The 18,454-nt window shown below is 54.8% G+C and carries 23 protein-coding genes; 7 read left to right on the plus strand and 16 right to left on the minus strand.

The annotated features are described in order from the left end of the window. Nucleotides 1-378 precede the first annotated feature (378 nt). The 9 genes from B4056_RS16105 to B4056_RS16145 all read right to left on the minus strand — a co-directional run bounded on the left by B4056_RS16105 (nt 379) and on the right by B4056_RS16145 (nt 9,572). Nucleotides 379-1,458 carry an acyltransferase family protein gene (locus tag B4056_RS16105; RefSeq protein WP_094111349.1) on the minus strand — a complete coding sequence of 360 codons (1,080 nt, stop codon included), beginning with the start codon at nt 1,456-1,458 and terminating at the stop codon, nt 379-381. Between the two features lie 399 nt (nt 1,459-1,857). Further along, nucleotides 1,858-2,610, minus strand: a complete 753-nt coding sequence (gene tcyN / locus B4056_RS16110; protein ID WP_071667940.1) for an L-cystine ABC transporter ATP-binding protein TcyN — start codon at nt 2,608-2,610, stop codon at nt 1,858-1,860. Continuing rightward, nucleotides 2,607-3,275 carry a cystine ABC transporter permease gene (tcyL, locus tag B4056_RS16115; protein WP_071667941.1) on the minus strand — a complete coding sequence of 223 codons (669 nt, stop codon included), beginning with the start codon at nt 3,273-3,275 and terminating at the stop codon, nt 2,607-2,609. Before tcyL ends, tcyN begins: the two co-directional genes overlap by 4 nt. After that, nucleotides 3,275-4,075, minus strand: a complete 801-nt coding sequence (gene tcyJ, locus B4056_RS16120) for a cystine ABC transporter substrate-binding protein (RefSeq protein ID WP_039385043.1) — start codon at nt 4,073-4,075, stop codon at nt 3,275-3,277. Before tcyJ ends, tcyL begins: the two co-directional genes overlap by 1 nt. Before the next feature lie 164 nt (nt 4,076-4,239). Continuing rightward, nucleotides 4,240-5,226: a D-cysteine desulfhydrase gene (locus B4056_RS16125; protein WP_094111347.1), complete on the minus strand. Its 987-nt coding sequence runs from the start codon at nt 5,224-5,226 to the stop codon at nt 4,240-4,242. Nucleotides 5,227-5,355: 129 nt separating this feature from the next. Next, nucleotides 5,356-5,859, minus strand: coding sequence for a flagella biosynthesis regulatory protein FliZ (fliZ, locus tag B4056_RS16130; protein ID WP_039385047.1), 504 nt, complete (start codon nt 5,857-5,859; stop codon nt 5,356-5,358). 48 nt (nt 5,860-5,907) lie between these two features. Beyond that, nucleotides 5,908-6,630 (minus strand): RNA polymerase sigma factor FliA, encoded by a 723-nt coding sequence (locus tag B4056_RS16135; protein WP_039385048.1) that lies wholly within the window; start codon nt 6,628-6,630, stop codon nt 5,908-5,910. A gap of 140 nt (nt 6,631-6,770) precedes the next feature. Then, nucleotides 6,771-7,742 (minus strand): HNH endonuclease signature motif containing protein, encoded by a 972-nt coding sequence (locus tag B4056_RS16140; protein ID WP_113655073.1) that lies wholly within the window; start codon nt 7,740-7,742, stop codon nt 6,771-6,773. A gap of 153 nt (nt 7,743-7,895) precedes the next feature. Next, nucleotides 7,896-9,572, minus strand: a complete 1,677-nt coding sequence (locus B4056_RS16145; RefSeq protein WP_113655072.1) for a FliC/FljB family flagellin — start codon at nt 9,570-9,572, stop codon at nt 7,896-7,898. A 335-nt stretch (nt 9,573-9,907) separates the two neighbouring features. On the opposite strand from B4056_RS16145, the gene fliD reads away from it, so the two are divergent. The 3 genes from fliD to fliT are packed head-to-tail and all read left to right on the plus strand — an operon-like array spanning nt 9,908 to nt 12,097. Next, complete coding sequence (gene fliD / locus B4056_RS16150; protein ID WP_113655071.1) at nt 9,908-11,329, plus strand: flagellar filament capping protein FliD; 1,422 nt, start codon at nt 9,908-9,910, stop codon at nt 11,327-11,329. A gap of 9 nt (nt 11,330-11,338) precedes the next feature. After that, a complete protein-coding gene (gene fliS, locus B4056_RS16155; protein ID WP_094111344.1) occupies nt 11,339-11,719 on the plus strand; it encodes a flagellar export chaperone FliS in 381 nt (126 codons plus the stop codon). Between the two features lie 24 nt (nt 11,720-11,743). Continuing rightward, nucleotides 11,744-12,097: a flagella biosynthesis regulatory protein FliT gene (gene fliT / locus B4056_RS16160; RefSeq protein WP_094111343.1), complete on the plus strand. Its 354-nt coding sequence runs from the start codon at nt 11,744-11,746 to the stop codon at nt 12,095-12,097. A gap of 40 nt (nt 12,098-12,137) precedes the next feature. Here fliT and yedD read toward each other — a convergent pair whose 3' ends face one another. Beyond that, nucleotides 12,138-12,605, minus strand: a complete 468-nt coding sequence (yedD, locus tag B4056_RS16165) for a lipoprotein YedD (protein WP_071667948.1) — start codon at nt 12,603-12,605, stop codon at nt 12,138-12,140. A 147-nt stretch (nt 12,606-12,752) separates the two neighbouring features. Between yedD and B4056_RS16170 the strand changes: the two genes are divergently transcribed. Continuing rightward, nucleotides 12,753-13,076 (plus strand): DUF6388 family protein, encoded by a 324-nt coding sequence (locus tag B4056_RS16170; RefSeq protein WP_039385062.1) that lies wholly within the window; start codon nt 12,753-12,755, stop codon nt 13,074-13,076. A gap of 308 nt (nt 13,077-13,384) precedes the next feature. Further along, nucleotides 13,385-13,624 carry a DinI-like family protein gene (locus B4056_RS16175; protein WP_039385064.1) on the plus strand — a complete coding sequence of 80 codons (240 nt, stop codon included), beginning with the start codon at nt 13,385-13,387 and terminating at the stop codon, nt 13,622-13,624. A 19-nt stretch (nt 13,625-13,643) separates the two neighbouring features. On the opposite strand, the gene B4056_RS16180 is transcribed toward B4056_RS16175, so the two are convergent. From B4056_RS16180 to B4056_RS16195, 4 genes are all read right to left on the minus strand, one after another. Then, a complete protein-coding gene (locus B4056_RS16180) occupies nt 13,644-13,910 on the minus strand; it encodes a hypothetical protein (protein WP_039385065.1) in 267 nt (88 codons plus the stop codon). 145 nt (nt 13,911-14,055) lie between these two features. Next, entirely contained in the window at nt 14,056-14,460 is a 405-nt protein-coding gene (locus B4056_RS16185) for a hypothetical protein (RefSeq protein ID WP_288655317.1), read from the minus strand. Between the two features lie 88 nt (nt 14,461-14,548). Beyond that, nucleotides 14,549-14,839 (minus strand): hypothetical protein, encoded by a 291-nt coding sequence (locus B4056_RS16190; RefSeq protein ID WP_094111341.1) that lies wholly within the window; start codon nt 14,837-14,839, stop codon nt 14,549-14,551. Next, nucleotides 14,820-15,209 carry a hypothetical protein gene (locus B4056_RS16195; RefSeq protein ID WP_039385067.1) on the minus strand — a complete coding sequence of 130 codons (390 nt, stop codon included), beginning with the start codon at nt 15,207-15,209 and terminating at the stop codon, nt 14,820-14,822. The genes B4056_RS16190 and B4056_RS16195 overlap by 20 nt, the downstream gene beginning before the upstream one ends. 140 nt (nt 15,210-15,349) lie before the next feature. Between B4056_RS16195 and B4056_RS16200 the strand changes: the two genes are divergently transcribed. Further along, the gene (locus B4056_RS16200) at nt 15,350-16,006 is read left to right on the plus strand and encodes a helix-turn-helix domain-containing protein (protein WP_288655320.1); all 657 of its coding nucleotides are present in this window, start codon (nt 15,350-15,352) and stop codon (nt 16,004-16,006) included. A 17-nt stretch (nt 16,007-16,023) separates the two neighbouring features. Here the strand turns inward: B4056_RS16200 and B4056_RS16205 are convergent, their stop codons facing one another. After that, nucleotides 16,024-16,269 carry a hypothetical protein gene (locus B4056_RS16205; protein WP_039385074.1) on the minus strand — a complete coding sequence of 82 codons (246 nt, stop codon included), beginning with the start codon at nt 16,267-16,269 and terminating at the stop codon, nt 16,024-16,026. Nucleotides 16,270-16,511: 242 nt separating this feature from the next. Between B4056_RS16205 and B4056_RS16210 the strand changes: the two genes are divergently transcribed. Then, a complete protein-coding gene (locus B4056_RS16210; RefSeq protein ID WP_071667952.1) occupies nt 16,512-17,723 on the plus strand; it encodes a diguanylate phosphodiesterase in 1,212 nt (403 codons plus the stop codon). Between the two features lie 31 nt (nt 17,724-17,754). Here B4056_RS16210 and B4056_RS16215 read toward each other — a convergent pair whose 3' ends face one another. Beyond that, complete coding sequence (locus tag B4056_RS16215) at nt 17,755-17,943, minus strand: hypothetical protein (RefSeq protein ID WP_039385080.1); 189 nt, start codon at nt 17,941-17,943, stop codon at nt 17,755-17,757. Between the last annotated feature and the right edge of the window lie 511 nt (nt 17,944-18,454).

The raw sequence follows: 18,454 nt of genomic DNA on the forward strand, positions 1-18,454 counted from the left end.
GGACGCATTAATGCGTCCCCTACGTTTGGCATTGTTATCTCGCAGGGGCGCCATTAATGGCGCCCGGAAACCAGCACGGGCGCATAAATACGCCAGGGAAGCATAAACGCATCAGGGACGCATAAATGCGTCCCCTACGTTTGGCATTGTTATCCCCGTAGGGGCGCCATTAATGGCGCCCGAACATCACCATCGGCGCATGAATGTGGCAAGGGACGCATAAATGCGTCCCCTACGGTTGGTATTGTTATCCCGCAGGGGCGCCATTAATGGCGCCCGGAAACCAGCACGGGCGCATAAATACGCCAGGGAAGCATAAACGCATCAGGGACGCATTAATGCGTCCCCTGCGGTTAAAATTGTTGCCCCTGCATTTATCTACGCTGCTTTGCGACGCTTCATGCCGATCAGCGTCGGGAACAGGAACAGCGACTGACCCAGACCGCGGTTGGTCACTGACCAGACCGCGACTGAACAGAGCGAACAGATCCCGACGATGGCCAGCGGATAGAAACAGGCCCACAGCATGGAGAACCACTCCTGCTCAAACAGGTGATGGCGCTGGGCAAACAGAATCGCCGACATCCCGAAAAACTCAATAAAGATGCGGTGAATAACGTAGATTTGCAGCGTATTGCGCCCTACCCAGTTGAAAAAACGCATACTGAAATGCTGGTTAAGCCAGCGGCAGGCCGCCACGCTCACCAGCACGGCGATGACGCACATAAACAGGCTTTTATCCAGGCCCATAATCACGTGAAGTCCCGTCAGCGCGGCCAGTACCGCCCACGGCAGCAGGTTTTCACGGCGCAGCTCGCTCAGGCGCAGCATCACCGGGCTCCAGAATGCGCCCAGCAGGAAGAACAGGAAATATTGCGCGACGCTCTGCGGCCCCCAGTAGGGAATGATTTTTTCCACCGCCAGATAATTCAGTACCACCGCCACAACCAGCAGCGCGATTTTCTGCTGATGAAAAATTTTTGCACACAGGAAGTAGATCGCCAGACCATACAGATACCAGGAGGTACTCATCGCCATAAACGTCAGCTTGAGAAACTCCAGCAGTGAACCGGCATAGGCCGCATTAAGATTTTGCGAAATGCGTTGCCCGGTGATTTCTGTGGAAATCCCGACAATTGACCACCACTGAATAAAGCCCCACAAAATATAGAGATAGAACAGATTGGTAATACGGCTGGTAAATACCTGTTTCCATGAACGATTCAAAATGCCATTGGTCGCCAGCAGGCCGGAAACAAAAAAGAATGCCGGCATACGTAATGGCGACAGGACCGTATTAAACTGTACCCATATTTCCGCCGGAAACCATCCGGCACTCAAATATTTTATCGTTGTTTCAAATCCCGGTAATACGGTGTGATAGAGCACCACCAGCAAAATACAGGCACCTTTCAGTGTATTTATCCAGCCTATATCATTTTTCCCGTTATCTTTCATCAGGTTGACTCCTAAAGCTGTGTAGGTCTGTAAGAGGTAAACGCATTAATAATCAGTTCGTGAGTTATGGTTATTAAACGATTATTCAACAGCACTGCGGGGAGTGTATCTGGCGAAAGTCCTAAATTGTCTTTGCTGGCCCTGATGTAACAAGACTTTACGTTAATCAAAATGCATTTACATCTGCCTGAAGCGGCACAGAGAGTTATAAATTGTGATTCAGGAAAAATAATCAGTAAGAAAAGCTGCTGTTTAATTAAGAGCAATCTGCAAACAGAGAAGCCAGTTAATAATTTAGCAATAAGACAATTATATGACTATGCACCAAAAGGATAAGAGAAACGCGAAGGAATGTGATAGCAGCGAAAAAAATAAGGGCCAGCGAACCGGCCCTGAATATTACTGATTAAGAAATTTATCCAGGAATTGTCGGGTACGAGCCTGCTGCGGATTACTGAACAGGGTTCTGGCCTCCCCCTGCTCCACAATGCGCCCCTGGTCCATGAAGATAGCGCGGTCAGCCACATCACGCGCAAAACTCATCTCATGCGTGACGATCACCATCGTCCGTTTCTCCTGCGCCAGGGCGCGAATGGTGTTCAGCACCTCGCCGACCAGCTCCGGGTCAAGCGCGGACGTCGGCTCATCAAACAGAATCACCTCCGGGCGCATTGCCAGCGCGCGGGCAATTGCCACCCGCTGCTGCTGCCCGCCGGAAAGCCGGCGCGGAAAGCTCGCCTCTTTACCCGTCAGCCCGACCTTCTCCAGCAGCTGACGTGCCCGCGCCTGCGCTTCTGCTTTCGGCTCACCTTTAACGATCACCGGCCCTTCAATAATGTTTTCCAGCACCGAACGATGCGGGAACAGATTGAAGTTCTGAAACACAAACCCGACCTGCTGGCGCAGCTGACGCACCTTCTCTTTCTGTTTGTTAAGACTCAGGCTGGCGTCAATGGTGATGCCGCCTACCGTCACGCTACCCTGATCCGGTACCTCCAGCAGATTGATACTGCGCAGCAGCGTGGTTTTTCCCGAGCCGCTGGGGCCGATAATCGCCACTACTTCTCCGGCAGCCACGTCGAGATCGATGCCGTGCAGCACCGTCTGCCCGTGAAATTTTTTCACCAGCTGGCGGACTTCAATTGCACTCATTTATCCTCCCGATCCTGACGATTAACGTGCGCTTCAAGACGGTTCTGCAGCGCGGAGAGCACGGTCGCCATGATCCAGTAGATCAGCGAGGCGGCCAGATACATGGTAAACACCTCAAGCGTGCGTGAGGTGATTAACTGCGCCTGACGAAACAGCTCCGGCACCTGGATAGTGGCCGCCAGCGAGGTATCCTTGACCAGGCTGATAAAGCTGTTACCGAGCGGCGGCAGCGCAGTCCGCGCCGCCTGCGGCAGGATCACCCGGCGCAGCGTCTGCCACGGGGTCATACCAATGCTGGCCGCCGCTTCCCACTGCCCGCGCTCGATAGAGGCGATAGCACCGCGCAGCGACTCTGACGCATAGGCCGCCGTGTTCAGCGACAGGCCAATCATCGCGGAGGGAATGGGATCGAGTTCAATGCCAAACTGCGGCAGGCCGTAGTAGATCATAAACAGCTGGGCGATCAGCGGCGTGCCGCGGAACACTGAGACATAGATGCGCGCCAGCCAGTTCACCGGCCAGAAGCGCGACAGGCGCATCAGGGCAAGAATAAAGCCCAGCAGCAGGCCAAAGAACATCCCGCCGATGCTGAGCTGCAGCGTAAACAGTGCCCCTTTAAGTAAAAAAGGTGCTGAATCCAGCACCAGATGTACGCTCTCCAGCATTATTTCGTCACGTCCGTGCCAAACCATTTATCAGAGAGTTTTTTCAGCGAGCCATCTTTCTGCATCTCTGCCATCGCCTGATCGATCGCTTTCAGCAGATCGTCGTTACCCTTACGCACCGCCACGCCAGCCTCCAGGCGCGAGAACGCCGGGCCCGCTACGGCCATGGTGTCACCGGTTTTCTTCACCAGATCGAGCGCGGCCAGGCGATCAACCAGAATGGCGTTCAGGCGGCCGGAGCGCAGATCCTGATATTTTGTCGGGTCATCATCATAGGTGCGGATATCGACGCCTTTGACGTTATCACGCAGCCACTGCTCATAGTTGGAGCCGAGGCCCACGCCCACTTTTTTCCCTGCCAGGTCCTCAGGTTTGGTGATGGTGCCGGCGTTTTTCTTCAGCGTCAGCGCCTGCACGCCCGAGATGGTGTACGGCGTGGAGAAGTCATACTTCTTTTTACGCTCATCGGAGATAGTGACCTGATTTATCACCACGTCGATACGTTTTGAATCCAGAGACGCCAGCATACCGTCCCATTTGGTCGGCTTCAGCGCCGCTTTTACGCCGAGATGCTGTGCCAGCTCCTGCGCAAACTCCACCTCAAAGCCGGTCAGTTTGCCGCGCTCATCCTGGAAACTGAACGGCGGATAGGTGCCTTCAAGGCCCACGCGCAGCTCGCCTTTATTTTTAATCTGTGCCAGCAAATCTTCAGCGGCAAAGGTTTTTGCGTTGATGCCTGCGAGCAGCGCCACCGCCATCATTCCCATCGCCAGCGGGCGACGAATCAGAGAGAAAGCCATGTTTACCCCGTTATTATCTGTTGTGTGTGTCAGTGCAGGTGCGTCGCGTGACGCACCCTGTAACAGATAGCGTAGTCTTATTATGAACGCCACAGAAATTGCATCTCCGTGGTGACGTTACGCCTGTCTGTGGCAGCGATTATAGAGCGTTTCGTCAGCCTGTCTCATACCGAAGGATGATAAGCAAATAACGCCGGTGCGCCACCGGTATGTACAAACAGCAGCGGCCCTTCGCGCCGGAAGCGCTTCTGGCTGATACCGTCAATCAGACCGGCCATCGCTTTGCCGGTATAGACCGGATCCAGCATGATACCTTCCAGCCGTGCCAGCAGGCGCACTGCCTCCATGCCCTCTTCGCTGGGTTCGCCATAGCGCGGCGCGTAGTACTCATCCCAGAGCGTGATCGCCGCCTGCGGCTTCAGCTCAAGCTGCTCTGCCAGCGCGCTGCGCAGCCGCTCTACCACCGGCAGCTGCGCGGCCACGCTACGTGACACTGTCACGCCAACCAGCTCGCTTTCCGGCAGCAGCTGCTCCAGCCCTACCGCCAGACCGGCATGGGTACCGGCGCTGCCGGATGCCACCACCACCGCCGCGAAATCCACTACGCCCTCGCTCTGATGGGCGATCTCCTGGGCGCACTCTACGTATCCCAGCGCGCCCAGCGCATTCGAGCCGCCGACCGGCACGATATAGGGGCGATACCCCTGCGCTTCGAGACGCTCTGCGTAGTCGCTGAGCTGCTGCGGCGGATTATCCAGCGCCGCCACCATCTCCGTCTCCACGTCCATCAGATCAAGCAGCAGGCGGTTGCCGTTAGAGAGATAATTTTCTGCCGTGGTGCCAATCGGGTTTTCCAGCAGCGCCACGCACTTCAGGCCGAGTCGCGCCGCCACTGCGGCCGTCTGGCGTACATGATTGGACTGGATCGCACCGGCGGTCAGCAGCACATCCGCGCCCTGGCGGAGCGCGTCCGCGGCCAGAAACTCCAGCTTGCGCAGTTTGTTGCCGCCCAGCGCGACCGGCGTAACGTCATCGCGTTTGATAAAAATATCGCGGCCAAGGTAATCGGACAGACGCGGCAGATGCTCCAGCGGCGTAGGTGCGCCAAGCAGTTCAAGACGCGGAAACTGGTGCAGAAGATGTAGGGACAATGCAGGCCTCCAGGGCAGTGTGAAGATATCCCTGTAGTGTTGCAGAAGATGCGCTGAGGCGCATCCGGAATTGCGGGGTAGCAGCAGCCCGCTGCGGCACAGATCGCCGCAGCGGACATGAATCATTGATCAGCCGCGCTGCCAGCCGAGGAACTGATCGTATTTACGCAGCGCAATACGGTAGTTGTTATTACCGGCATCGGGCAGATCGTGCTGCAGACACTCATGCCAGCTGTTGCCGGATAGATTTTCTGCCGGGAAATTTCTCGCTTTCAGCATGTCATCAAGTCGACGCAGGCGCACCACATACTCCCGAATCGTACTGTGGTTCATCTCGGTCTGTTCAAACAGATACTGTTTAAACGCCATGATGTCGAAGTAGTTCGGATGGGTATTACAAAAAATATCGCTGCAGAAACGGCATAGCGCGGTCAGTTCGGGCTGCAGCTTCGTCCAGACCTGATCGTCAATCATCTGGTCCATGCGGGCTATCGCCTCTTTATTGATGATCTGGCCACGAAACACCAGCGCCATACGATCTAATACTTTGCCACAGTGTGAACAGTTGCTTTGGCTATGTTTATAGTCTTTAAGATAACGACTTAATGGCCTGACTTTAATTTTGGCTCCCATCGCTGAGTCCCCGGTTTTTTTATTTTTGTTTCCCCAGGACTGAGTCTGTCAGCGCGCTCCCGCTAACCGGGCACGCAGGCGTTTAATCGCCTGACTGTGCAGCTGACTGACGCGGGATTCCCCCACCTCCAGCACCGCGCCAATCTCTTTCAGGTTCAGTTCTTCCTGGTAGTACAGTGTGAGCACGAGCTTTTCGCGTTCGGGCAGCGCCTCGATTGCGTCAATCACGCGTTCACGCAGATTCCCTTCCATCAGCTGATGCAGCGGATTCGCCTCTTCATGGCCCTCTGTCACCAGCTCTGCGCTGTCACCGTGCTCTTCCCGATACTCGTCATAGGAGAAGAGCTGGCTATTGTTGGTATCCAGCAGGATCTGCCGGTACTCCTCCAGCGACACGTTCAGCTGCTGCGCCACCTCCTGCTCCGAGGCTGAGCGGCCGAGCGCCTGCTCTACCTGGTGCATGGCACCGGCTACCTCGCGCGCGTTGCGCCGCACGCTGCGCGGTGCCCAGTCGCGGCTGCGCAGTTCGTCCAGCATGGCGCCGCGAATACGCTGCACGGCGTAGGTGGTAAAGGCGGTGCCCTGCAGCGCGTCGTAGCGCTCCACGGCATTCAGCAGTCCGATGCCCCCAGCCTGCAGCAGATCGTCAAGCTCCACGCTGGCCGGCAGGCGCACCTGCAGACGCAGCGCTTCATGCCGCACGAGGGGAACGTAGCGCTGCCAGAGCGAATGTTTATCCATCACGCCGCCGGCGGTATAGAGATCGTTCACGTTGACTACCCTGCGTTAATTAAGTTATCGGCATGATTATCCAATTCTGTAGCGGTTTCGATTGGCAGAATAGGCGGGCAAAAGCGAGGTTATTTCAAATTAGTGATGGATGGCGGTGGCGGACACCGCCGTTGTGAACGTTATCTGTTGCGCTGCTGCAACCGCTGCCTTGTGGCAGGCGGAACCGCGGGCCACAGCGCGCAGATTTTGCCCGCCAGCGGCTGATAAGCGAAGCCGTCTGCCGCTTCACTCTCCAGCGCCGCGCTGAGCATCACCTGCCCGGTTTCACCATCAATGCTAATCAGTTTATTGCGGAACAGGCGCTGCAGATCGCTGCGTAAAAACAGGCCGTTATCGACGCTGTTATCCGCCAGCAGCCCCGCATCGCTCTCGTCGGTGTTGATATGGCACGCCTCCACCCACGGCCAGCCGTGTGGTTCAGTGAGCGGCGTGCCGGTGATGACGCAGGCGCCGTAGCGCGCTTTCACCGCCGCCAGAAACGCCGCCTGGCTGGCGTGCTGCAGCACGCGGGTTTTCACCCGCCGCCCGACTTCGGTGCCGGGTATCACGGCGGCGGGTGCCGGCTGCTGCGGCGTGCTCAGCACCACGATAAACTGCACCGCGCGCGACAGCGGAAAACAGGGGTGCGCCTGCCCGTCAAACAGCTGCCAGTACGCCTCCTCCTCCTGCTGACGCATCAGCACCAGCCGGTAGCCCCGGCTGGTGAGCAGGTTCTGCGCCGCCGCCGAGTGCGGATCGAGCATCGCATAGACCCGGCTCTCGCCCATCACTTTCCAGCGTCCCGCCTGGCTGGTGTCGTCACTGCGGCGAAAATAGAGAAACGCCTGCTGCGTTTTCAGGTAGCGCTCAAAACGGCGCAGATAATTTTTGTGCTCGTTGTCATCGCTGATAAACAGCAGCTCCTCAAGCGGACTGTTCAGCGCCTGCTGCGCAAACAGCGCGCGGATCGCCAGCTGGCGATAGCTCACCGGGGGGCTCAGCAGGCCGCGCGCGGTGAGCGCTTTTTCGCCAGGATGCTGCTGCGCATAGCGCAGCGCGATCTCCTCAAACGAGAGCAGCTCACCCGGTAACAGATCGTAGTTGAAGCGCATCGCCCCTCCCTGAGTGGAAAACGTGACCTATAGCGGAATGGTTCTGTAACAGATTATCGGCCGCGCGGCGGCAGGCTGTAGCAGACAGCTGCGGTTTTATACGCAAAAAAAAACCCCGCCGGAGCGGGGTTTTGATGCTTACGCGGTGAACGATTAGCCCTGCAGCAGAGAGAGAACCTGCTGTGGAACCTGGTTCGCTTTCGCCAGCACGGAGTTACCCGCCTGCTGAACGATCTGCGCTTTAGACATGTTTGACACTTCAGTTGCGTAGTCCGCATCCTGAATACGGGACTGAGCAGCAGTCAGGTTAGTGGTGGTGTTGCTCAGGTTAGTTACCGCTGAGTTCAGACGGTTCTGAATCGCACCCAGTGAAGAACGGAACTTGTCGATACCGCTGATAGCTGCATCCAGAGCCGCCAGTGGATCTTTAGTTACGGTACCTGCGCTTGTGGTATCAGTAGTCAGTTTGCCAGATGCACTTACATAAGCTTGCGCGCCTACATTAGCAGCGTATTTTCCTGTTCCGGTACCGCCAGTCACCGTTACAGCGCCAGTATCAGCATCTGCTTTATAAGTAGTATTATACGAAGCAGTTTTAGTCATCTCGCCATCATTATCCAGGAAAGTCTCAACAGATTTACCTGAAGTGAATGTTGCAGAGTAGTTTAAAGCTGCTTGGTTAAACTTGATGGTCACATCGCCCGCTACAGCATCGGCTTTAACGTTTGCCAGTAACGCATCTGAAGAGACTGAATCTTTATAGCTTGCACCTTGGTTAGCGCCAGCCGCGAACTTATAAGATTTGCTGTCAAAATCAATGTTTGATGCTCCAGCACCTTTATCAGCAGCTTTGAACAACTCAGTCATTGAAGCAGCTGTAGCACCAGTGACATTGTTAGTAGTCAATGCGCCATCAGTGGTAATGAATGCTGCTGCACCACCGATAGTGATGTTGCCCGAAGCGTCAGTTTCGAAATCGACCTTACCAGTTGTGGAAGTGTAAGTACCAGCTTTAGTCTGGCCTGCAGCTGCTTTGAGTTTTGCACCCTCGGTTGCAACATCAGCAGTAGCGATGGCTTTATCAGTAGTAAAGTTTTTAGCAGTAGCGTCATAGGTATAAGTACCTTTGTTCGCGCCAGTTGCAACTGTAACGGTATCGCCAGTCTTCAACTTATCGAATGCCTGATCAGCAGTCATAGCATCAAAGCTTGTTGCTACGGTGTAAACACCGCCAGCTAATGTACCTTTTGCAGCTACCAGGTCACTTACATTCGCCGCTTTATTAGCAATTGTACCTGAACCATTCACGTTGAAGCCGTTCAGGCCCAGCGTAGAAGAGTCAATTTTCTTCAGGTCGATAGAGATGGTCTGACCATCATTGGCGCCAACCTGAATTTTCATGGTGCCATCTTTCGCCAGTACGTTCACGCCGTTGAACTGGGTCTGGCCCGATACGCGGTCAATCTCATCCAGACGCGATTTGATTTCGTCCTGGATGGAGTCCAGGTCAGACTGGCTGTTGGTGCCGTTCTGCGACTGTACGGTCAGTTCACGTACACGCTGTAAATTGTTGTTGATTTCTGACAGCGCGCCTTCAGTGGTCTGCGCAGCTGAAATACCGTCGTTGGCGTTACGGGCTGCCTGGGTCAGACCTTTAATGTTGGACTGAAAACGGTTAGCGATAGCCTGGCCTGCTGCGTCATCTTTCGCGCTGTTGATACGCAGACCCGATGACAGACGCTCCATAGAGGTAGAGAGAGCAGACTGGTTTTTGTTGATGTTGTTCTGAGTGATCAGCGAGAGGCTGTTAGTGTTAATGACCTGGGCCATGATAAAGTTTCCTGTTTAATCAAGTCTTTCGGTTAAGGTGTGGGCTTCAACCCGTCGGCTTCATCGCCGTCAAAGTTGTTATCGTCTGCCCCTGAACAACCTTTAGATTTTTTTTAGGACCGGGTGAATTTTTATCGCTTCACCTGCCATGCTTCTGGTTATCGCCACCCGCCTGCGCTTCTTTAGCCCCGCTTACTTTTTTTTAGCGCCCGAATTACCTCCGTTACGCCCCTCTATTCCGTTTATTACTCACTGGTGATTAATTCTAAACTTTGCCGCGTTGACGCCGATAATTGCGCTATTCACTCTTTGCAGCGACAGGAAAAGGAAACTATATGGCCAGCATCTCTTCCCTCGGCGTCGGCTCAGGCCTGCAGCTTGGCGATATTCTCGATAGCTTAACCAACGCCGAAAAAGCGAACCTAAAGCCGATTACTACCCAGCAGAGCGCCTATACCGCGAAACTCAGCGCCTACGGCACGCTTTCAGGCGCGCTGACCGCGTTTCAGACCGCTAACAGCGCGCTTAACAGCGCCGATGTCTTTAGCGCCACCACCGCAACCAGCAGCAGCACGGCGTTCAGCGCCACCACCTCTGGCAATGTGGTAGCGGGGAAGTACAGTATTAACGTGACGCAGCTGGCGCAGGCGCAGACGCTGACCTCTGCGGCGCAGAGCAGCAACAGCAGCGCGCTCGGCGACAGCGCCGCCAGCCGCACCCTGACCATTAAGCTTGCCGACGGCAGCAGCAAAGATATTGCGCTCACCAGCGACCAGACCTCGCTCACCGGCATGCGCGATGCGATCAACAAAGCGAACGCTGGCGTCTCTGCCAGCATTATTAAGAGCAATGAAGGCGAGTACCGTCTGTCGCTGACCGCGACCAAAACCGGTGAGGCAAACGCCGTCTCGGCGGTCAGCGTCAGCGGCGACGACACGCTGCAGGCAGTGGTCGGCTTTGATAAAAATGATACCGCAGGAAATAACAAGCTCAGCGTCAGCGTCGCGGCGCAGAACGCAGAGCTCACCGTAAACAATATTCCGATCGTCAATAGCAGCAACAGCATCAGTGACGCGCTGGAGGGGATCTCGCTGAATCTGACCGCGACCACCAGCGGCAGCCAGACGCTCACCGTGGCGCAGGACACGTCAAAAGCCACCACTGCGGTGACCAACTTTGTTAACGCCTATAACACGCTGCTCGATCAGTTCAGTACGCTGACTAAATTTACCGCGGTGGAAAAAGGCGCTGACACGCAGGATGCCAGCAACGGTGCGCTGGTCGGCGACAGCACCCTGCGCAGCATTCAGACGCAGATCAAGGGGCTGCTGACCAACTCCGCCAGCTCCTCCGCCTATAAAACGCTGGCGCAGATTGGTATTACCTCCGATCCCACCTCCGGCGCGCTGACGCTGGACGCAACCAAACTCAAAACCGAGCTGGCGAAAGATCCGGACGGCATCAAAGAGATGGTCGTCGGCGACGGGAAAAAAACCGGTATTACCACGCGACTGGCCGATAACCTTACGACCTGGCTCTCAAGCAAAGGGCCGATCCAGACTGCCAAAGATGGCGTCAGCAAAACGCTGAATGAGCTGACGCAGAAGTACAACGATATGAACACGCGCATCAACGACCTGATTGCGCGCTACAAAACCCAGTTTACCCAGCTGGATCTCGCCGTCAGCAAGCTCAACAGCACCAGCGACTACCTGACGCAGCAGTTTGACAGCATGACCAGCAGCTCGAAAAAATAAGGAGTGACCATGTACGGGGCAAATGGCACGCAGGCCTATGCAAAAATTGGCGTTGAGAGCGCCGTAATGAGCGCCACCTCACCGCAGCTGATGACGCTGCTGTTTGATGGCGCCATCAGCGCCGTGGTGCGCGCGCGTCTGTTTATGCAGGATGGCAACATCCCGGGCAAAGGCAACGCCATCTCGAAAGCGATCAATATTATTGAAGCGGGCCTGAAACAGGGCCTGGACGAAGCCTCAGGCGATGAGCTGACGCTGAACCTTATCGGCCTCTACTCCTATATGGTCCGCCGTCTGGTTGAGGCAAACATCCGCAACGACGTGCCAGCGCTGGAAGAGGTTGAAACGCTGCTGCGCAATATCGCTGATGCCTGGAAAGAAGTCGCTTAATCTTAATTCTTAGGACGCTATGTTATGAATACTGCACCGCACCTGATGCTGGCTTATCAGCAGATCCTCACCCTCAGCCACGGCATGCTGCGCCACGCCAGCCGCGGCGAGTGGGACGATTTAATTACTCACGAAATGGATTACGTCAGTGCGGTGGAGCGTCTGGCGCAGAGTACGGAAACCACGCCGCCATCAGGCCAGCTGCAGGAGCAGCTGCGTCCGGTCCTGCGTCATATTCTGGATAATGAGAGCGAAGTTAAACGCCTGCTGCAGGCGCGCATGGATGAGCTGACGCGGCTGGTCAGCCAGTCCTCAGTACAGAAGTCGGTGATGCGCGCTTACGGTCAGCAGGGTGACGTCTGGCTGCCGCACGGCTGAATGCCTGCCCTCTCCCGCCGGGAGAGGGTCTCTTACTGCATTACTGCGCGGTATGCGCCGCAACCGGTTTCATCAGCTCTGGCTCAATATCCTGAATCACCGCCTCATCGGGCCGCTTCGCTACCTCTTCCAGCGCCTGCTGGCACTCCACGGTTGGCTGTTCCACTTTACGCAGGCGCAGACCATCATACTGCAACTCACCGTTTTCCAGCACCAGCGGCATCACGCGCGACTGGCGATTGACGTTGACCCAGTTGTCGCTCAGACGGGTCAGCTTGCCCGGTTTGGCAATCACCCGCTGCCACTGGCGGCAATCGAGCGTATCGCCGTCGGCGGTGATAATCAGGCTGCCCAGCGCCTGGCCGCTGATCAGCTTGCTCTGCGGCCCGACGGTCTGCCAGTTGCCCTGCAGCGCGGCCGGCGCCGGGGTTTTTACCGCATCACTGTAGCTGTTAATCTGCGCGCACCCACTGAGTGCGACGGCGGCCAGCACGATCCACTTTTTCATTTTGATTCCCTGTCCTCGCGTTAATGGCGGCTACGGTATAATTTTTCTCAGGCGTAAGGCAAGCGATCTGCAGCAAAACCCGGCGCGCCTGACAACGCGGCAGGTTGCAGTTACACTATGCGCCGAGTTAACGACCCGGAACCGAGCATGAAAACCCCTGAAGAGTACTATAGCCTGGCGCGCAGCCTGTTTTTCACCGCCCACCCCACCTTTCAGGCCGCGCTGGATGAGCTGAGCGAAAGCGACGCCCGCGCGGCAAATATGTCACTGCGTGAACTGCGCGACTGGCATGCCGAACGGATTTACGCGGCCTTTATCCGGCAGAAAAAACTGGATGGTATTCTGTTCTCTATTCAGCTCGCCGAGCCGGATAAAGCGGTTGCCGCAGAGGCGATTGAAGCCTATCTGAAGACGCACGCTGAGGCGCTGGGTATGACGTGGGAAGAGTTTTGTATAAAGAACGAGCTTTAGTACTGCACGGCAGCGCGCAAAGTTGTACAACAGAAAAAATATAGTTGTACAAAGGAATATTTTTGTATAAGTTACGCAGCATGACAACCGTCAAGGATTGTCCCTTAACGAATGGTGCGTATGCGCCACCTCTGGAAGTGGTGCTGGTTTTCCACTTCCAGAGGTTCATTTTTTCCCCGGCTTTTTCCAGCGCTTTTCCTCACTCCGCTGATGCGTACACTTTTTTCCGCCTGCACCGCCCGCACCCCTTGCTACTGTTTTTATTTACAGTAATATGATGCCCTGACCTTATTTGATGGATGGTTCTGATGTTTGTAGAGCTGATTTATGACAAGCGTAACGTCGCTGGCCTGCCCGGCGCGCGCGAGATGATTCAGGCTGAGCTCGAAAAGCGGGTACAGCGCGTGTTTCCGGAAGCTGAAGTGCGGGTAAAACCGATGGAGCGCAACGGAATCGATACCGATTTAAGCAAAAACGATAAAGCGACCGTTGCGCGCATTGTCGAAGAGATGTTTGATGAGGCGGATATGTGGCTGGTGGCCGACTAGGCCACCCTGCCGTATGCGGTTAGCTCTCCTGCTCAATATGGTTAACCGCAATCTCTAAATCCTGGATAGTCTGATCGATATTCTCCAGCAGTTTACTCTGCTCATTGATCAGCTGCTCAAATCGCCCTGCATACTCTTTATCTTTGTACTCGCCCGCATCAAACGCCAGCCAGTGTGCAGAGAGCGTTTCAGTGTTGGTCTGCGCGTAGTGACGCATCTCTTTAAGCTGTGAGGTAACATCGCGCAGGTACTCAGGTTTGGTTTTAATCGCTTCTGAATCGCTCATGCTATTTTCCTTTTTGCTTGTTTTGCCCGTTAAAATAACGTCTGAGTGATTAAAGATAGTCGATAATAGCGAAGCCGCATTAAGAATAGTCGGAAGTGGGTTTCTGGCCGGGGCTGACATCCCTGTCAGTACAGATAGCTGCGCATCAGAGGTATTTGCGCGCCAGCGTCATCAGTTCCGCTTTGGCTGCCTCCCCCAGCTGGCTCACGCCATGTTCAACAAACGCAAACGCCTGGACAAAATCTTTCACCCCGGCATCCGGCCCCACCGCGGCCGGTGACGCACTCTCTGTCTGAGCAGGTGCTGCCACCTCTGCCAGCGCAACATCAGCGCTGACGGATGCCGTCGTCAGGGGATCGTCTGCCACAGCCTGTGCCGTCGCGTCAGCCGGTACGCTCTCCTCTGTTGTCGCGGCCGCCTCTGCGCTCGTCGCCACCTCTTCCGTTACCGCCGCGCTGGCCGGTGCCGTCTCGTTAGCAAAGTTCTCCAGCGGAGAAACATCGTGTGGATCCGCTGCTGCTGCCGGGTTAATGCTCTGTTGTTCGCTCATGGTACTCTCCTTCTTTCGGGTTAACGATCGCCGCTGCCGTAGCCATACCGCGATCTGACGGGTAATACTCATCACTGCCTCCCTGCCGCTAGCTGCTGCGTTTAGCCGGTCTGACCTTTTCGCGCACCAGTATGCCGTCGAGTTTCAGCTGCAGCTCTGCCAGCTGTTCTGTCAGTTCGGCCACCCGCGCTTCGCGGCGGTCAGAGATTTGCCGGTACTCTTCCCGGATATTTTCGACGCGCTGGTTGGCTTCATTGCTGACGTAGATAAACATCGCGGTCATGGCAATGCATATCAGCGATAACAGCAGCATCATTCCCCCCAGCAGCAGCTGACGCCGGTGATTTCTGATCGTGAATTCACTGTTTATCTGCACCATCACGGTTCTCCTCGAGCGTGGTAATCAGTTGATTGATCTGACTGCGAAATTTATCGCTGTGATCGGTTTCAGTCGTTGCCAGCAAAATGCCCAGCGCATTTTTTATCAGACGCAGATCGGTCTCCAGCGAAGAGATGCGGCGCAAATTGCGATCGTGACGAATGCGCAACTCATCATTCTCCTGTCGCATCAGCGCATGACTCTCCTTCAGTAACATCACCTGCTCTTTGTAACTGGTGATAATCTCCCCGCCTGCACGATTGCTGGTTACGATGGTGGCAATGCCGGCCAGTAATGGTTTCCAGAACACTGCTGCTGCACCACCGCCGAGAAGCAGTGCGCCAACGCTGGTGATGAGACTACTCTCCATGCCTTACCTCTCAGTACTGGCAAGGGCTCCGCCCGGAATACACTGACCTCCCCTTGCCAGTCATACGATCAGTGTATTTTAAGTTTACTTCAATCATTTAATTTAAGTATACTTAAGTAAACCTTTCAGGAGTTGTCAAGATGAAAAATCAGGAAACGCCAGGCCAGCGCATTCGCGAACGCCGTAAAATGCTGAAACTGACCCAGCAGCAGCTGGCGGCAGACGTCGGCGTCTCGCACGTGGCTATTTCACAATGGGAAAAAAATGAGACGCTGCCGCGTGGCGAGCATCTGCTCCGGCTGGCAGAGCTGCTGCAGTGCCCGGCGGCATGGCTGTTTGATGGTGAGGGGGAACCCTTTGCGGTTGTCAGCAGCCACAGCAGCGTGCGGGCTGTGCCGCTGCTGACACTGCAGCAGGTTACCGGCTGGCTGGATGAAACCCGCCTGCAGCTGCAGCGGGAAGCCGATCGCTTTCTCTACTGTGACAGTGCGGTAAGCGACAGCGCCGTCGCCGTTCAGCTGGACGATCGTTCCATGCAGCCAGCTTTTCTGCCCGGCGATCTGCTGATATTCGAACCACAACGCCCTGCAGCGCCCGGTGAGGTGGTGCTGGCGCTGTATGCCGGGCAGGCGCTGGTCAGAACGCTGCGCGTGCGTTCCCCTTCACAGAATGAAGAGCATTTTTTATTGCGTCCGGTGAATGAAGATTATCCCGTACTCAGTACGGACAAACATGAGGTGCAGATTATCGGTGTACTGGCTGAAATGCGCCGGCACTATCACGCTGGCGGCCAGTAAAACCCCGCACCGGCCCGCTACAGCGTATCGGTCAGGCGATCGATAACGATGCGGCCGGATGCATCCATCTGGGTAATACGGTAGTTCACGTTCCATGAGCGGCGGGTGTTGAATTTGTCGCTCAGCACGACGCTCCCTTTTGCCCTGCCCTGGCTGTCTGTGATCTGCCAGCGGGTAATGGCTTCCCGATCGTTCCGGGCTGTCTGTTTATCCTGCTCAACAAGACGATCTTCTGATTCCAGTTTCAGGTAATCACGTAACATTTTATTCCTCCGGCTAAAGCGGCTTAAGATACGCTTTTTATTAATCCATTCAATCTAAAATATTTATCGTTGATGCAGATTCATTTCGACCGATTGATAAATTGAATTGACCCCTGTTTTGCCGCTACGTTTATCAGATAAATCGGTAAATATTATGCTGATTTAGCCTCTGTGCGCTGGACATCCCGGCCCGTTCGACGGTTAATGTAAGAGCTTAAATAACGTTCCGGCAGGACAATTGCATGCTGACCACTATTCTTTACCGCAGCCATCTCGATGAACACGTTCCCGTCAGAGTTCTTGAAGATATCGTGGCCCGCGCAAACACCAAAAATGCGCTGTCGGACATCACCGGCATTCTGTTATTTGACGGCCGGCATTTCTTTCAGCTTCTGGAAGGACCCGATCGCGCTGTCAGACATATCTACGATCGTATTCGCCAGGATGCCCGTCATCATAATCTGGTCGAGCTGATGCATGATTTCGCGCCGGCGCGCCGCTTTGGTAATACCGGTATGGAGCTGTTCGATCTGCGTCAGCATGAGAGAAGCCGCGTGCTGCAGGCCGTACTCGATAAAGGCACCTCGCGTCACCAGCTGACCTACGACGATCGTGCGCTGCAGTTTTTACGCACCTTTGTTGAGGCGCGTGAAAAAGAGAACTATTTTGAAATTCCACCGGCGAACACGTGGGAGTTTGTCGCGGATGAGTCGACGCTGTGTGAGCTGAACGATTTTCAGCACTCGATTCAGGATTGCCGCTTTGCTTTCCAGCCTATTGTTGATCCCTTTTCACGCCGTATTGCTGCCTATGAAGCGCTGATCCGCACGCCTACCGGCGGTGCGCCGGAAGAGTATTTTGCTGCTTTCGGCGGTGATGCTATTTACCGGGCAGATATTCAGTCAAAAAGCCTGGCCTTCAATCTTGCCAGCAAACTTGGCCTGGGGCAGCATACGCTCACCATCAATCTGCTGCCGATGTCGCTGGTCACCGTGCCTGATGCCGTAGATTTTCTGCTCGCAGAGATCCACGCCAGCGGCCTTATTCCTGAACAGATCGTGGTTGAAGTCACGGAGAATGAAATTATTTCGCGCGCTGATGCGTTCACGGCAGAAGTGCGGAAGTTAAAAGCGGCCGGTATCAGTCTGGCGCTGGATGATTTCGGTGCCGGCTTTGCCGGCCTCTCCCTGCTGGCAAAGTTTCAGCCTGATAAAATAAAAATCGATCGTGAAATTATCTGCGACGTCCATAAAAGCGGACCAAAACAGGCAATCGTCCACGCGATTATTAAATGCTGCGCCTCACTGGAAATTGCCGTGGTTGCCGAGGGCGTGGAAAAAGCGGAAGAGTGGATGTGGCTTGAGGCAGCCGGTATTAATCAGTTCCAGGGCTACCTGTTTGCGCGACCGGCGCTGAATGGATTCCCGTCAATTGCGTGGCCTGAAATCAGATAGCCTCAGTCTGAAGTGCATCTCTGGCAACAATTCACTGCGCCTGCAGCTGCTTTGCAGGCGCATCAAGCGGCTCGCTCAGAATGACATATTTCATCATTTCAAAGGTGCGCTGCGTCATCGGCACCGCGCTGCAGGGACGAAACCAGCCAAACTGCCGCTGATAGAACCATACTTCCGGATAGCGCTCGCCATCTTTCACCCAGTAATATCCATCTTTCATAAGCCTGCTCGCCTCTGTTGCAGAACTGACATTCACTGCCGCCGTTCGCGACATCGTTAAGTGTAGCAGCTGTCACTCCGGACGGGATATATTGATACTCTGCTCGTCGTCCTGCCAGCTATCTGCAAAATAGATTTAATTTTAAAGCACAGAGGATAATCTGCTGCGGTAATAGGCTGTTATAAATTACCTTCAACCCTGCAACGTTTTATTCCTGCAGTTCTTCGTAAATTATTACGCTGTTAATTATTTATTTTCATCGCTTATTTACTGGTTCAGCGCCCTGCTCAGGCTGAGCCCGCACGATAACAAGGCGTCTGAGATAGCGTCACGCCTGACCCTTTAACTTATACAGTCATTTTCTATCTGTATAAGTTATATTTTGACATTTCATGTGGTCGGATGAGATCCTGTATTTTTATTTTAAACCCATCTGTTTTCAAAAAGCCCGAATTTGTTCTGCCCGTCATGAGCTTACTCTGCGCAGAGCATTCTCTTTTGTATAAAAATA

The sequence above is a fragment of the Pantoea sp. UBA7232 genome (assembly GCF_002473195.1).
Classification (GTDB): Bacteria; Pseudomonadota; Gammaproteobacteria; order Enterobacterales; family Enterobacteriaceae; genus Pantoea; species Pantoea eucrina.

What these genes read in the sequence shown, in the direction of transcription:
- tcyJ (WP_039385043.1), bottom strand. Translation starts at nt 4,075, where the DNA reads ATGGCTTTCTCTCTGATTCGTCGCCCGCTGGCGATGGGAATGATGGCG.
- B4056_RS16105 (WP_094111349.1), bottom strand. Translation starts at nt 1,458, where the DNA reads ATGAAAGATAACGGGAAAAATGATATAGGCTGGATAAATACACTGAAA.
- B4056_RS16190 (WP_094111341.1), bottom strand. Translation starts at nt 14,839, where the DNA reads ATGGTGCAGATAAACAGTGAATTCACGATCAGAAATCACCGGCGTCAG.
- yedD (WP_071667948.1), bottom strand. Translation starts at nt 12,605, where the DNA reads ATGAAAAAGTGGATCGTGCTGGCCGCCGTCGCACTCAGTGGGTGCGCG.
- fliT (WP_094111343.1), top strand. Translation starts at nt 11,744, where the DNA reads ATGAATACTGCACCGCACCTGATGCTGGCTTATCAGCAGATCCTCACC.
- B4056_RS16205 (WP_039385074.1), bottom strand. Translation starts at nt 16,269, where the DNA reads ATGTTACGTGATTACCTGAAACTGGAATCAGAAGATCGTCTTGTTGAG.
- B4056_RS16170 (WP_039385062.1), top strand. Translation starts at nt 12,753, where the DNA reads ATGAAAACCCCTGAAGAGTACTATAGCCTGGCGCGCAGCCTGTTTTTC.
- B4056_RS16185 (WP_288655317.1), bottom strand. Translation starts at nt 14,460, where the DNA reads ATGAGCGAACAACAGAGCATTAACCCGGCAGCAGCAGCGGATCCACAC.
- B4056_RS16195 (WP_039385067.1), bottom strand. Translation starts at nt 15,209, where the DNA reads ATGGAGAGTAGTCTCATCACCAGCGTTGGCGCACTGCTTCTCGGCGGT.
- tcyL (WP_071667941.1), bottom strand. Translation starts at nt 3,275, where the DNA reads ATGCTGGAGAGCGTACATCTGGTGCTGGATTCAGCACCTTTTTTACTT.
- B4056_RS16210 (WP_071667952.1), top strand. Translation starts at nt 16,512, where the DNA reads ATGCTGACCACTATTCTTTACCGCAGCCATCTCGATGAACACGTTCCC.
- fliD (WP_113655071.1), top strand. Translation starts at nt 9,908, where the DNA reads ATGGCCAGCATCTCTTCCCTCGGCGTCGGCTCAGGCCTGCAGCTTGGC.
- tcyN (WP_071667940.1), bottom strand. Translation starts at nt 2,610, where the DNA reads ATGAGTGCAATTGAAGTCCGCCAGCTGGTGAAAAAATTTCACGGGCAG.
- fliZ (WP_039385047.1), bottom strand. Translation starts at nt 5,859, where the DNA reads ATGGGAGCCAAAATTAAAGTCAGGCCATTAAGTCGTTATCTTAAAGAC.
- B4056_RS16175 (WP_039385064.1), top strand. Translation starts at nt 13,385, where the DNA reads ATGTTTGTAGAGCTGATTTATGACAAGCGTAACGTCGCTGGCCTGCCC.
- B4056_RS16145 (WP_113655072.1), bottom strand. Translation starts at nt 9,572, where the DNA reads ATGGCCCAGGTCATTAACACTAACAGCCTCTCGCTGATCACTCAGAAC.
- fliS (WP_094111344.1), top strand. Translation starts at nt 11,339, where the DNA reads ATGTACGGGGCAAATGGCACGCAGGCCTATGCAAAAATTGGCGTTGAG.
- B4056_RS16215 (WP_039385080.1), bottom strand. Translation starts at nt 17,943, where the DNA reads ATGAAAGATGGATATTACTGGGTGAAAGATGGCGAGCGCTATCCGGAA.
- B4056_RS16140 (WP_113655073.1), bottom strand. Translation starts at nt 7,742, where the DNA reads ATGCGCTTCAACTACGATCTGTTACCGGGTGAGCTGCTCTCGTTTGAG.
- B4056_RS16200 (WP_288655320.1), top strand. Translation starts at nt 15,350, where the DNA reads ATGAAAAATCAGGAAACGCCAGGCCAGCGCATTCGCGAACGCCGTAAA.
- B4056_RS16180 (WP_039385065.1), bottom strand. Translation starts at nt 13,910, where the DNA reads ATGAGCGATTCAGAAGCGATTAAAACCAAACCTGAGTACCTGCGCGAT.